Origin of the sequence: Streptomyces sp. NPDC001914, from assembly GCF_042891215.1 — a bacterium.
GTDB lineage: Bacteria > Actinomycetota > Actinomycetes > Streptomycetales > Streptomycetaceae > Streptomyces.
Map to the genome: position 1 here is coordinate 261,274 of NZ_JBIASW010000005.1, position 12,912 is coordinate 274,185.

The following is a 12,912-nucleotide window of genomic DNA, read 5'->3' on the forward strand; positions in this document are numbered from 1 at the left end:
CGTCGGATCCGACCTCTTGCCTCGCGGCGGACCTGACCCTTCGTCGTGCGGCGGAGCCGACCTCTTGCCTCGCGGCTGACCCGGCCCTGCGGCGTGCGGCGGAGCTTGCTCCCGCTTCCGCGCGACCCGGCCGGCCCCGCCCTGTCCGGGGCGGCCGGATCGCGCCGAGGTGCGGAGCGGCCGGCACCCGCCCCTCGCGGAGCGGCCGGCACCCGCCCCTCGCGGAGCGGCCGGCACCCGCCCCTCGCGGAGCGGCCGGCACCCGCCCCCTCCCGGGGCGCAGGTCCGGCCCTCCGCCCCGCGGCCGTCGGCCGGCCGGCCGGCCGGGCCCTCAGTCGTCCCCCCGTTCCTTCTCCGCCAGGTGGATCACGCACACCGCGACCGCGATCAGCAGCGCCGGATCGGCGTCCTCCCGTACGACGTCGACGCCGTACGTGTCCCGGAGGTGCAGCCAGCGGCGGGAGATCTGGGCGAGGAGTTCGTTGTCGTAGTCCACGGCGAACTCGCGGTCGAGGATCTTGCCGCTGACGTCGAGTTCGGTGCCGTCGACCAGCGACACGCGATAGTGATTGCGCAGCAGCGACAGCCGCTTGCGCTTGATGGTCGCGAGCGGATCGCCGTCCCGTTCGATGATCATCGTGTCGCGCAGCGCGAGCATCTTCTGGTGGATGTCGATCAGGACGCGCCCGCGGGTGTCCTTGAGCTGGAAGGTGTCCCGCAGCCGCATGGCCTTGCCGTCGACGAGGAAGACCTTGTTGCCCTGGTCGTCCTCGATCCAGTAGTCGTCACCGAAACCGAGCAGCCGGTCGCGTACGAGGTATCTCATGCCGTCACCGGTTCCCCGGTGGGCGTTCCGAAACGCCGCCGGTAGGCCGACGGGCTGAGTCCGGTCGCCCTCCGCATCCGCTCCCGCAGGTTCGCGGCGGTCCCGAGCCCGCTGAGGTCCGCCACCACGTCGAGCCGGACCTCGCCGCGCTCGATGAGCCGGCACGCGAGGGCGACGCGCTGCCCCGTCAGCCAGGCGAGCGGTGTCGTGCCGAGCTGGGCTCGGAAGCGGCGGTGCAGGGTCGCCGGGCTGACCGCGGCGTGCGCGGCGAGGTCCCCGACCGTCAACGACGCGCCGAGCCGTTCCTGCGCCCAGGCCAGCAGAGGGGCCAGGGACGCGTCGGGCACGTCCGGCAGCGGCTGCCGTACGAACTGACGCTGGCCCCCGTCGCGGTGCGCGGCGAACACCAGCCGGCGCGACACCGCGTTCGCGGTCTCCGCGCCGTGGTCCCGGCGCACGAGGTGCAGCCCGAGATCGAGCGCGGCCGCGCTGCCCGCCGCCGTCAGCACGTCCCCCTCGTCCACGAAGAGCACGTCCGGGTCCAGCAGCACATTCGGGTGCAGGTCCCGGAAGACGTCCGTCCAGCGCCAGTGCGTGGTGGCGCGGCGCCCGTCGAGCAGCCCCGCCTCGGCGAGAGCGAAGGACCCGGTGCAGAAGCTCACCACCCGCGCGCCGCGCGCGTGGCCGCGCCGGATGGCGTCCAGGACGACCGCCCGGCGCGGGACGACGTTGTCGGGACGGCCGGGCACGACGATCGTGTCGGCGTCGTCCGCCGCGTCGAGGCCGGGCACGCCGCTCAGCGTGAAGAAGCCGTGGTTCATCCGGACACCGGGCGTGGGGGTGACCAGGGTCAGCTCGTACAGCGGCTCGGGGCGCCCCAGTTCGGGCCGGGGAAGTCCGAACAGCTCGGTCGCGACGCCGACTTCGAAGGGGTTCGTCCCCTCGTCGACGATCACGGCGACGCGATGCGGCCGTGACGCACGCTCCGCCGCGGCCCTCCCGCCGGGGGAATCGGGACGGACGGCTCGATGCGAGGATCCTTGCGGCATGAGCGATTTCTAGCACTCGCCGGGGTGCCGGAGGGCGCGGACGATGAATGCATGACCAGCGAACCCGCCCGACGCGGCGAACCCGTCTCCCTGTCCACCGCCCTCGCCTCCTTCGACGAGCTGTGGAGCCCCCGTATCGTCACCGCCGTCAACGACTACGACGTCCGCGTCGCGAAGGTCGAGGGTGAACACGTCTGGCACGTGCACGACCACACCGACGAGTTCTTCCTGGTCCTGGAGGGCGAGCTGAGCATCGCGCTGCGGGAGCCGGCCGGCGAGCGGACCGTCGTCCTTCCCAAGGGCTCCGTCTGCACCGTCCCGCGCGGCACCGAACACAAGCCGTACGCCCCCGCCGGCGCGTCGATCCTCCTCTTCGAACCCACCGGCACCCTCACGGTCGGCGACCGCCACGACGAACTCCCCGCCCACGTGGACGCGACGACGGGTCATGCCCTGGGCTGACGGCCGACCGCGCGCCGGCCGGGGATTTCCGGGTGCCGCACCCCGGTGGCACCCTTGATCACATGAACGCCTCTCCCGCCCCGCGCCGTGTCCGTGTCCGCGCCCCCGAGCTCGTCGGCAAGGGCGGATGGCTCAACACCGGCGGGAAGGACCTGAAGCTCGCCGACTTCCGGGGCCGCGTTCTCATCCTCGATTTCTGGACCTTCTGCTGCATCAACTGCCTGCACGTCCTGGACGAGTTGCGGGAGCTGGAGGAGAAGCACCGGGACACCGTGGTGATCGTCGGGGTGCACTCGCCGAAGTTCGTGCACGAGGCGGAGCATCAGGCGGTCGTCGACGCGGTGGAGCGGTACGGGGTGGAGCACCCGGTGCTCGACGACCCCGAGCTCGCGACCTGGAAGCAGTACGCCGTACGGGCCTGGCCGACGCTCGTGGTCATCGATCCCGAGGGGTACGTCGTCGCGCAGCACGCCGGTGAGGGGCACGCCCACGCCATCGAGCGGCTGGTGGAGGAACTGGAGGCCGAGCACACGGCGACGGGCACCCTGCGCCGCGGCGACGGGCCGTACGTGGCGCCCGAACCCGAGCCGACCGTGCTGCGCTTCCCGGGCAAGGCGATCGCCCTGCCGAACGGGAATCTGCTGGTCAGCGACACGACCCGGCATCAGCTCGTGGAGCTGGAGGAGGACGGCGAGACGGTCGTGCGGCGCATCGGCTCCGGCGTCCGGGGCTTCGTGGACGGCGGCGCAGCGGAGGCGGGATTCAGCGAGCCGCAGGGGCTCGCCCTCCTCGACGACGGCACGGTCGTCGTCGCGGACACCGTGAACCACGCGCTGCGCGGGGTCGATCTCGCGACCGGCGCCGTCACCACGCTCGCGGGCACCGGCCGCCAGTGGTGGCAGGGCTCGCCGACGTCGGGACCGGCCCGCGAGATCGATCTGTCCTCACCGTGGGACGTCGCCCTGTTCGGCGGGAAGGTCTGGATCGCCATGGCCGGTGTGCACCAGCTGTGGGCGTACGACCCGGTGACGGGGACCGTCGGGGTCACGGCGGGAACGACGAACGAGGGACTGGTCGACGGACCGGGACCCGAGGCCTGGTTCGCGCAGCCGTCGGGACTCGCCGCCACCGCGGACCGGCTCTGGCTGGCCGACTCCGAGACCTCGGCGCTGCGCTGGGTCGACCCGGACGGGAGTGTGCACACGGCCGTCGGCACCGGGCTCTTCGACTTCGGTCATCGCGACGGGGCCGCCGGACAGGCCCTGCTCCAGCACCCGTTGGGGGTCACCGCGCTGCCCGACGGTTCGGTCGCGGTCAGCGACACGTACAACCACGCGCTGCGCCGGTACGACCCGGCGACGGGCGAGGTGACCACGCTGGCCACGGACCTGCGGGAGCCCAGCGACGCCGTGCTCGTGGGGGACGACATCGTGGTGGTGGAGTCCGCACGGCACCGGCTGACCCGGCTGCGGCTGCCCGAGGAGGCGGTACGGGTGGAGTCGGTCGCCCACCGGACGCAGCGCGCGGCCACCGATGTCGCGCCCGGCACGGTCCGGCTGGACGTGATCTTCCAGGCGCCGGACGGCCAGAAGCTCGACACCCGCTACGGCCCGTCCACCCGGCTGCTCGTGTCCGCCACCCCGCCCGGGCTGCTGCTCGCGGGCGAGGGCGCCGGCACCGACCTGTCACGGTCCGTCGAGCTGAACCCGGACGTCCCGGAGGGTGTGCTGCACGTGTCGGCGATGGCGGCGTCCTGCGACGACGATGCTGCGAACGACTACCCGGCCTGCCATGTGCATCAGCAGGACTGGGGCGTGCCGGTCCGCCTCGTCGAGGGGGGTGCGGACCGGCTGCCCCTGGTGCTCGCGGGCATGGACGGCTGACCCGGCTCGGACGGCGTAGCGGCCCGAGCACCCGGCTCGGACGCCGCGGCCGTCCGTGCGCCGGGCTCAGACGCCGTAGCCGTCCGTGTAACCGTCACGGCGGCGCCGCTCGTCGTCCACGACGGTCGCGGTCGGGGGTACGACGACGCGCCTGCGCCGCGCGATGCTGCTGAAGGTCGTCACGCCGATCAGGCCGACGATCATGAGGATCACGCCGACCAGGTGAAGGTTGACCCCCTGCATGTGCCAGTCGGTCGCGAACGTGAGGATCGCCCCCGCGGCGATCAGGATGATGCATCCGCCCAGGCCCATGGGTGTCGTCTCCTTGTGATGGCAACTCCGAGTCGTTCCGGACCCGTTCCGGGTACCCGGGACCTCGCGAGCCATGCGGAGGCGGTTCCTCACGTGACGCGCGCGCCGTCTTCGGACGACGGCGCGCGGCGTCTCACGTCACGTCGACGTAGTCCTCGCGGCCGGAGCTCGCCAGGTGGGTGCTGGTCGGGTAGAGCAGCACCGCGACCCACGTGCCGTCCTTCGAGGCCGTGAAGCCCTTGCTGAACGTGCCGTCCGTGCGGGTGGTGGCGCTGCCCATGTCGTACCAACTGCCGGTGCCCTTGGGCTTGAAGAGGATCTTCACCTTCTGGCCCGCGTAGGCCTTCCAGACGCCCGAGCTGTAATGCTGGAGCTTGCCCTTGTAGGTGATCGTGCGGCCCTTGCGAACCGGTTCGGGGGAGGCGTTGCCGTCGGTGATCCGGGTCGGGGTGCGGGTGACGTGCACGACGGGGCTGTACGACTCCTGGAAGCTCGCGCTGGCCTTGAAGTGCGCCCGGTAGTAGCCCTTGTAGGACGTGGCGAAGGTGCCCCTGAAGTTCGCGCCGACGTCCGGCTCGAAGCTGCCGGGTACGACCGTCTTCATCGTCTTCCAGCCGGTCTTCCCGTCGGCCGAGTACTGGAGGTCGACCTTGTCGTACACGTCCGCCGGGGCGGACCTGCCGGTGTTCAGCAGGCCCTTGGCGGTCAGCTGGGCGTACTTGTCCAGGCTCGCGGTGAAGTCGGTGATCGACGTCTTCTGGGCGACGTACACCTTGACCAGCTGCAGCTCGCTGAACCTCAGGAACGTCCCGGTGAGCACCCGCACTTCGACCGTGCCGGACTTCGGCAGCGTCAGCTCTCCGGTGAAGCGGCCGTCGGCGCCCGTGACGGGCCGCGAGGCCACGCCTCTGGACTCGCTGGACCAGATCTCCTCCACCGTGGCTCCGGCCAGCGGTTTCCACGCGCCGCCGACATACACCTCGGCGGTCCCGGAGACCTTCACCGCCTGCCCGGCCTTGACGCTCAGTTCGGCGGCGTCCAGGGTCACGCGGGTGTTCGACTGGACGGCCCTGACCTCTACGCTCTGGTTGGCGTTGGACTGGTACGAGGGCTCGTCCGGCCGCAGCCAGGCGCTGACGGTGTCACTGGACGGGTCGGTGACCTGGTAGGTGTAGGTGAAACGGCCGTCGGCGCCGGTCCGGGTCGTCGCGCCCGGGACGCTGGAGATCCCCAGGTCCACTCGCGTGTCCACCGCGGGCGTCGTCTCGCCGGTGCGCGGGTCGGTGACCGTGAAGCCGCCGGTGACGGTGACGTCCTGGTGCTCGTAGTCCGGGTTCTGCGGGGTGGCCTGCAGATCCGTGAGGTGCGCTTCGAGCTCGTACTCGTAGCCGTACGTGCTCTGGGCGGTGGTGGTGTCCCCGTCGGCGTCGGTCAGGTCGACCACGACACGGTAGGCGCCGAGGTCGGCCAGGCGCAGCGGGGTGGTGGTCCGCCAGGTGTTGGCGAAGCCGGTGCTGGAGTCGGGGACGAAGTCGCTGACCCGGGTGATCTCCGGCGCGTCGGCGGCGGAGCCCGGCGCGTACAGGTGTGCGGTGATCGAGGTGATGGCGGTGTCAGAGGAGGCGGACACCCACACCAGCCCGTCGCCGGGGTGGTCACCGCTGCCGGCGCCGTGCAGCACCGGCGCCACCGCCGCGTGCGCGGCGGGTACCGGGCCGAGCAGCAGGCCGGCGGCGACGGAGGCGCAGGTGAGCGCCAGGGATCTTTTTCGCACGTGTGAGTCCCCCCACGAGACCGGATTCGAAGATCGTTGAAGATTGAAGCGCATCGTATGGTGCGGCAACCTTGTTTGAACAGGTTCAAAAAGTAACGATCTCGCGGGGGGATGCTGGGACTCAGCCCTCCAGGAACGCCACCAGCGCGTTCGTCAGCAGGAACGGGTCGTCCGCGGCGCAGAGTTCGCGGGCGCTGTGCATGGACAGGATGGCCACGCCGATGTCGACCGTTCTGATGCCGTGCCGTGCCGCCGTGATGGGGCCGATGGTGGTGCCGCAGGGCATGGAGTTGTTGGAGACGAAGGACTGGAACGGCACGCCGGCCTTCTCGCAGGCGGCGGCGAACACGGCGCGGCCCGAACCGTCGGTGGCGTAGCGGTTGTTGACGTTCACCTTGAGGATGGGGCCGCCGCCGGCGCGCGGGTGGTGCGTCGGGTCGTGCCGCTCGGCGTAGTTCGGGTGCACGGCGTGGCCGGTGTCGCAGGAGAGGCAGACGGTCCCGGCGAAGGCGCGGGCCCGGTCCTCGTAGGAACCGCCGCGGGCGAAGACAGAACGTTCCAGCACGCTGCCGAGCAGCGGTCCGTCGGCGCCGGTGTCGCTCTGCGAGCCGTTCTCCTCGTGGTCGAAGGCGGCGAGGACCGGGATGTAGGACAGCTCGGTGTCGGCCGCCGCGACCGCCGCCAGCGCGGCCGTGGCCGCGTGCACGGACAGCAGGTTGTCCATGCGGGGCCCGGCGAGCAGTTCCTTGTCACGGCCCAGGTAGGCGGGGCGCTCGACGGAGTGGGTCATCAGGTCCCAGCCGGTGACCTGGCCGGAGGGCAGCCCCGACTCCTCCTCCAGGAAGGAGATCAGGTCGCCCTCGCGGGCGTCGCCGAGTCCCCAGACGGGCTGGAGGTGGCGCTGCTTGTCGAGCTTGAGTCCCTCGCTGCTGACGGAACGGTCGAGGTGGATGGCGAGCTGCGGCACGCGCAGCAGCGGTCGGTCGATGTTGACCAGGCGGGTGGAGCCGTCCCGCAGCGACAGGCGTCCGGCGAGGCCCAGGTCGCGGTCGAGCCAGGAGTTCAGCAGCGGTCCGCCGTAGATCTCCACGGCGACCTGCCGCCAGCCGTGCGCCCCGGTGTCGGGCAGCGGCTTGACCCGCAGGTTGGGGGAGTCGGTGTGCGCGCCGATGATCCGGAACGGCGTGTGCGCCTCGGCGCCCTCCGGGACGTACCAGGCGATGATCGCCCCTCCGCGCAGCACGTACTTCCCGCCGGCGGTCCCTTCCCACGCGTCGGTCTCGGCGACCTGACGGAACCCGGCCTTCTCCAGCCGCTCGGCGGCGGTCGCCACGGCGTGGTACGGCGTCGGGCTCGCCGCGAGGAAGGACATGAGGTCGTCGGTGTGGCTGCGGTCGAACCGGGTGGGTGCACTCATGGGTTCACCTTAACGACGCACGAAGGCCCGCTCCCGGGGTTGGGAACGGGCCTTCGTAAGGGGGATGTGAAGGGCGGACACCTCGGGACACCTGAACGGACGGACAGGCACCGGATCGGCGCCCGCCCGTCCGGACGGGGGCGGGGCGGGCCTTAGAAGGCGGCCTCGTCCAGCTCCATCAGGTCCAGGTCGACGCCCTCGGCGAGCTTGCGCGCACCGGTGACGCCCGGCAGGACGTTGGCGGCGAAGAACTTCGCGGCCGCGATCTTGCCCGTGTAGAACGGCTTGTCCTTGGCGGAGGCGGTCTCCAGCTTCTCGGCGGCGACGGCGGCACCGCGCAGCAGGAGGTAGCCGACGACGACGTCACCGGAGGCCATCAGCAGGCGGGTGGTGTTGAGGCCCACCTTGTAGATGTTCTTGACGTCCTGCTCGGTGGCGGCCAGGTCGGTCAGCATGAGGCCGACGATGGCCTCCAGCTCGACGGCGGCCTTGGCGAGCTGCTCGCGGGCGACGGACAGCTCCTCGCCGCCGGTGCCGAGGGCGAGGAACTTCTTGATGTCCTCGGCGAGGGAGTTCAGCGCGGCGCCCTGGTTGCGGACGATCTTCCGGAAGAAGAAGTCCTGGCCCTGGATCGCGGTGGTGCCCTCGTACAGCGTGTCGATCTTGGCGTCGCGGATGTACTGCTCGATCGGGTACTCCTGCAGGAAGCCGGAGCCGCCGAAGATCTGGAGCGACTGGGCGAGCAGCTCGTAGCCCTTCTCGGAGCCGTAGCCCTTCACGATCGGCAGGAGGAGGTCGTTCAGGGCCTCGGCGGCGGCGGTGTCCTCGCCGGCGGCCTCCAGGACCTGGATCTCGTCCTGGACCGCGGCGGTGTGCAGGACCAGGGCGCGCATGCCCTCGGCGTACGCCTTCTGCGTCATGAGCGAGCGGCGCACGTCCGGGTGGTGCGTGATGGTGACCTTGGGCGCGGCCTTGTCCATGAAGTTGGCCAGGTCGGGACCCTGGACGCGCTCCTTGGCGTACTCCAGCGCGTTCAGGTAGCCCGTCGACAGCGTGGAGATGGCCTTCGTGCCGACCATCATGCGGGCGAACTCGATGATGCGGAACATCTGGCGGATGCCGTCGTGCTTGTCGCCGATCAGCCAGCCCTTGGCGGGGTGGCGGTCGCCGAAGGTCATCTCGCACGTGTTGGAGGCCTTGAGGCCCATCTTGTGCTCGACGTTCGTCGCGTACACGCCGTTGCGCTCGCCCAGCTCGCCGGTCTCGAAGTCGAACTCGTACTTCGGGACGAGGAAGAGGGACAGGCCCTTGGTGCCGGGGCCGTGGCCCTCGGGGCGGGCGAGGACGTAGTGGAGGATGTTCTCCTCCATGTCGTGCTCACCGGAGGTGATGAAGCGCTTCACGCCCTCGATGTGCCAGGAGCCGTCCTCCTGCTGGACCGCCTTGGTGCGGCCGGCGCCCACGTCCGAGCCGGCGTCGGGCTCGGTGAGGACCATGGTGGAGCCCCAGCGCTTCTCGACGGCCATCGTCGCGATGTGCTTCTGGACGTCGTTGCCCTCCTCGAAGAGGATGCCCGCGAACGCGGGGCCGCTGGAGTACATCCAGACCGCCGGGTTCGCGCCGAGGATCAGCTCCGCGTAGGCCCAGATCAGGGAGCGGGGCGAGGTGGAGCCGCCGATCTCCTCGGGCACGCCGAGACGCCAGTACTCGGAGTCCATGAACGCCTTGTACGACTTCTTGAAGGAAGCCGGGACCGGCGCGGTGTTGGTCTCGGGGTCGAAGACGGGCGGGTTGCGGTCGGCGTCCGCGAAGGACTCGGCCAGCTCGTTCTCCGAGAGGCGGGTCAGCTCCTCGAGGATGCTCTTGGCGGTGTCCGTGTCCATTTCCGCGAACGGGCCGGTGCCGTACAGCTTGTCGCGCCCGAGCACCTCGAAGAGGTTGAACTCGATGTCGCGGAGATTCGACTTGTAGTGCCCCATGGCGACGGCTCCGTAAGGGATCGGCGAGGCACTGACTCCTCGCATCTGGTTCACGTACCAACAAGTAGCTTCGATAATGCTACCCGCCAGTAATAAGAAGCAACCCCGAGTCGGCCATATGTGGCCCACTACTCTTTGACGCATGTACGGCTACGAGCAGAACGCGGGCGCCCAGCAGGGGTACGTCCCGCCGCAGCAGCAGATGCCCGGCCAGATGCCGGACGGGCAGATGGCGGGCGGGTACGGCCAGCAGCCGCCCCTGTATCCCGAGCCGTCCCCGCCGTCCCTGCCGGACGCGGTCCGCGCCTTCACCACGGGCGCCATGGCGGCCGAGGACTTCCAGCAGGTCTTCGCCACCTCGAAGGTCTACTGTCCGCGCGGCGACAACCCCGGGTTCCTCGCGCTGCACAACACCCAGCAGCCCGTCATCCCGATGTTCAGCTCGCTCAAGGAGCTGCGCCGGTACGCGGGCAAGGAGTCCAAGTACTTCGTGATCACCGGAGCCGAGGTGATCGACCTGCTGCCCACGGGCTACGGCTTCGTGATCGACATGGAGGGCAAGCACCGGATGGTCTTCGACGCGAAGGCCGTGGAGCAGATGGTGGACTTCGCGATGCGCCGTATGTACGGCTGACGGGGCCCTCCGGGTGCCACCGGCCCCGGTGTCCGCTCGCCCGGATGAATCTCGAACCCAGAACGCCCGGAGGGAATGCCCTCCGGGCGTTCTTCGTTACGGGTGGCAGAAAGTTCAATGCTCAACTAAACTCGAAGCACAAGGAGGTACCGACATGCCCGCAGTGACTGTCGAGAACCCGCTGGCCCTGCCCCGTGTGGCCGCGCCGGCCGACGCCGTGGACCGTCCCGTGCTCACGGTGACGACCGCGCCCCAGGGCTTCGAGGGAGAGGGTTTCCCGGTCCGCCGTGCGTTCGCCGGGATCAATTACCGGCATCTGGACCCGTTCATCATGATGGACCAGATGGGTGAGGTGGAGTACGCGCCGGGCGAGCCGAAGGGCACCCCCTGGCACCCGCACCGCGGCTTCGAGACCGTGACCTACATCATCGACGGCATCTTCGACCACCAGGACTCCAACGGTGGCGGCGGAACGATCACCAACGGTGACACGCAGTGGATGACGGCCGGGTCCGGACTGCTCCACATCGAGGCGCCGCCGGAGCACCTCGTCATGTCGGGCGGGCTCTTCCACGGGCTCCAGCTCTGGGTGAACCTGCCGGCCAAGGACAAGATGATGGCCCCGCGGTACCAGGACATCCGGGGCGGCACCGTGCAGCTGCTCAGCACCCCGGACGGTGGCGCGCTGCTGCGGGTCATCGCCGGTGAGCTCGACGGCCACCAGGGCCCGGGCATCACGCACACCCCGATCACCATGGTCCACGCCACGCTGCGGCCGGGCGCCGAGATCAGCCTGCCGTGGCGCGAGGACTTCAACGGCCTGGCCTACGTGCTGGCCGGACGCGGCAGCGTGGGCGCCGACCGCCGGCCGGTCCGCACCGGCCAGACCGCCGTCTTCGGCGCGGGCTCCTCGCTGACCGTCCGCGCGGACGAGAAGCAGGACTCCAACACGCCCGACCTGGAGGTCGTGCTGCTCGGCGGTCAGCCGATCCGTGAGCCGATGGCCCACTACGGCCCGTTCGTGATGAACACCCGCGACGAGCTCCAGCAGGCCTTCGAGGACTTCCAGAAGGGCCGCCTCGGGACGATCCCGGCGGTGCACGGGATGTCCGAGGGCGGGCTGTAGGTCCTCGGCGCGGCCCTTCGAAGGGCTGCGCCGTCCCCCGCGGTCCCCTGAGCGACAGCACGCGCGAAAGCCCCGTCCACTCCACCGGACGGGGCTTTCCCGCGCTCCGGGCGGCCGTCCGGGGCTCTTCGCGCCTCGGCCGGGCGGGAGGCGGCGGCCGGTCCGGCCGCGTTCCTCCCCCGTTCGGACGCCCCCGGGCGCCGCTCCGGCTGACGCATGGTCAGCTGGCAGGGTGCAGCTACTCCCCGAGGGCGCCCGGCGGCTGGCGGCCTGGTGCGTCGTGATCCTGCTGGCCGCCGGGGTCGGCTGGGTGGCGATCCTGCTGTGCGGGGAGTTCCGTACGGCGGTGGTGCCGGTGCTGCTCGCGCTGCTCGGGACCGCCCTGCTCGGGCCGCTGCACCGGCGGATGATCAAGGCGCGGATCAACCGCTCGCTGGCCGCCGCCCTGACCTGTGTGGCCGTGGCCGTCGTGGTCGGCGGTGCCGTCTACGTCGTCGTCGCCGCGCTCATCCACACCGGCGCCCAGATCGTGTCCTCGCTCCGGGAGGCCGCGCGTTCCGTGGCCGAGCACTTCGGCGCGGCGGGCACCTCGCTCGACGACCTCGCCGCCAACTCCAGGGAGCTGCTGGCCAAGTTCGGCGGCACGGCCGCGTCCAACGTCGTCAGCGGCGTCAGCGTCGTGGCCGAGACGCTCGCCGAGGCGTTCCTCGCCCTGCTGCTCGTGTTCTTCTTCCTGCGCGACTCGCACCGTGTGGCCGGCACCGTGCGCTCGCTCGCGCCCCGGGGGACCGCCGACGTCGTCGAGGCCATGGCCCGGCGTGCCTACCAGGCCGTCGAGGGCTTCATGCGCGGAACGACGATCATCGCGCTCATCGACGCCCTCTGCATCACCGTCGGACTGCTGGTCCTGCGCGTCCCGGGAGCGGTCGGCCTCGGCGCGCTGGTCTTCGTGGGGGCGTACATCCCCTATCTCGGGGCGTTCATCTCCGGCACGGTCGCCGTCCTGGTCGCGCTCGCCGACCGGGGGTTCGTCATCGCCCTGTGGACGCTCGGGGTCGTCCTCGCCGTGCAGATGCTGGAGGGGTACGGCCTCCAGCCGATGATCCAGAGCCGGCAGGTGCAGATGCACCCCGCGGTGGTGCTGCTGGCGATCACGGCGGGCGCGTCCGTGGCGGGCGTCCTCGGCATGCTGCTCGCCGTCCCCCTGACGGCGGCCGCGTTCGGCGTCGTGCACGAACTCCGGGTGCGCTACGCGCCGGAAGGGCCGGACGGTCCGGGAGGCGGGGCGCCGGGGCCGGCGGGTCCGGAAGCACCGGGGACACCGGGATTCCCCGGAGTGCCGGGAACACCGGGTCCGGCCGCGGATGCGTAGCCGCCCCCGGCCGGGTGGGCCCCGGCCAGGGAGTCCCCGGCCGGGGCGTCCTCGGTGAAGGTGTCCCACGCGTCGAGC

Annotated in this window: 11 protein-coding genes; 5 read left to right on the top strand and 6 right to left on the bottom strand. The window is 71.1% G+C overall.

All coding sequences use genetic code 11. The features are described from left to right. Window positions 1-331 precede the first annotated feature (331 nt). A complete protein-coding gene (locus tag ACFYYF_RS16765; protein WP_361688509.1) occupies window positions 332-826 on the bottom strand; it encodes an LURP-one-related family protein in 495 nt (164 codons plus the stop codon). Beyond that, complete coding sequence (locus ACFYYF_RS16770) at window positions 823-1,875, bottom strand: helix-turn-helix domain-containing protein (protein WP_388776206.1); 1,053 nt, start codon at window positions 1,873-1,875, stop codon at window positions 823-825. Before ACFYYF_RS16770 ends, ACFYYF_RS16765 begins: the two co-directional genes overlap by 4 nt. Before the next feature lie 51 nt (window positions 1,876-1,926). On the opposite strand from ACFYYF_RS16770, the gene ACFYYF_RS16775 reads away from it, so the two are divergent. Together ACFYYF_RS16775 and ACFYYF_RS16780 are read left to right on the top strand one after the other, a co-directional pair. After that, complete coding sequence (locus ACFYYF_RS16775; RefSeq protein WP_388776209.1) at window positions 1,927-2,337, top strand: cupin domain-containing protein; 411 nt, start codon at window positions 1,927-1,929, stop codon at window positions 2,335-2,337. Between the two features lie 62 nt (window positions 2,338-2,399). After that, on the top strand, window positions 2,400-4,220 hold the full coding sequence (locus ACFYYF_RS16780) for an NHL domain-containing thioredoxin family protein (protein WP_388776212.1): 1,821 nt from the start codon (window positions 2,400-2,402) through the stop codon (window positions 4,218-4,220). A 66-nt stretch (window positions 4,221-4,286) separates the two neighbouring features. Here the strand turns inward: ACFYYF_RS16780 and ACFYYF_RS16785 are convergent, their stop codons facing one another. The 4 genes from ACFYYF_RS16785 to ACFYYF_RS16800 form a co-directional block, all read right to left on the bottom strand. Continuing rightward, window positions 4,287-4,532 carry a DUF6458 family protein gene (locus tag ACFYYF_RS16785; protein ID WP_365479089.1) on the bottom strand — a complete coding sequence of 82 codons (246 nt, stop codon included), beginning with the start codon at window positions 4,530-4,532 and terminating at the stop codon, window positions 4,287-4,289. A 133-nt stretch (window positions 4,533-4,665) separates the two neighbouring features. Further along, the gene (locus tag ACFYYF_RS16790) at window positions 4,666-6,306 is read right to left on the bottom strand and encodes a hypothetical protein (protein ID WP_388776215.1); all 1,641 of its coding nucleotides are present in this window, start codon (window positions 6,304-6,306) and stop codon (window positions 4,666-4,668) included. Window positions 6,307-6,427: 121 nt separating this feature from the next. Continuing rightward, window positions 6,428-7,723 carry a M18 family aminopeptidase gene (locus tag ACFYYF_RS16795; RefSeq protein ID WP_361688522.1) on the bottom strand — a complete coding sequence of 432 codons (1,296 nt, stop codon included), beginning with the start codon at window positions 7,721-7,723 and terminating at the stop codon, window positions 6,428-6,430. Window positions 7,724-7,875: 152 nt separating this feature from the next. Next, complete coding sequence (locus tag ACFYYF_RS16800) at window positions 7,876-9,702, bottom strand: acyl-CoA dehydrogenase (protein ID WP_361688605.1); 1,827 nt, start codon at window positions 9,700-9,702, stop codon at window positions 7,876-7,878. 142 nt (window positions 9,703-9,844) lie between these two features. Here ACFYYF_RS16800 and ACFYYF_RS16805 point away from each other — a divergent pair, with 142 nt between their 5' ends. The 3 genes from ACFYYF_RS16805 to ACFYYF_RS16815 all read left to right on the top strand — a co-directional run bounded on the left by ACFYYF_RS16805 (window position 9,845) and on the right by ACFYYF_RS16815 (window position 12,834). Next, window positions 9,845-10,336 carry an SseB family protein gene (locus ACFYYF_RS16805; protein WP_326786670.1) on the top strand — a complete coding sequence of 164 codons (492 nt, stop codon included), beginning with the start codon at window positions 9,845-9,847 and terminating at the stop codon, window positions 10,334-10,336. A gap of 154 nt (window positions 10,337-10,490) precedes the next feature. Then, entirely contained in the window at window positions 10,491-11,462 is a 972-nt protein-coding gene (locus ACFYYF_RS16810) for a pirin family protein (RefSeq protein ID WP_388776220.1), read from the top strand. 232 nt (window positions 11,463-11,694) lie between these two features. After that, window positions 11,695-12,834, top strand: a complete 1,140-nt coding sequence (locus tag ACFYYF_RS16815) for an AI-2E family transporter (protein ID WP_388776222.1) — start codon at window positions 11,695-11,697, stop codon at window positions 12,832-12,834. The last annotated feature ends 78 nt before the right edge of the window (window positions 12,835-12,912 follow it).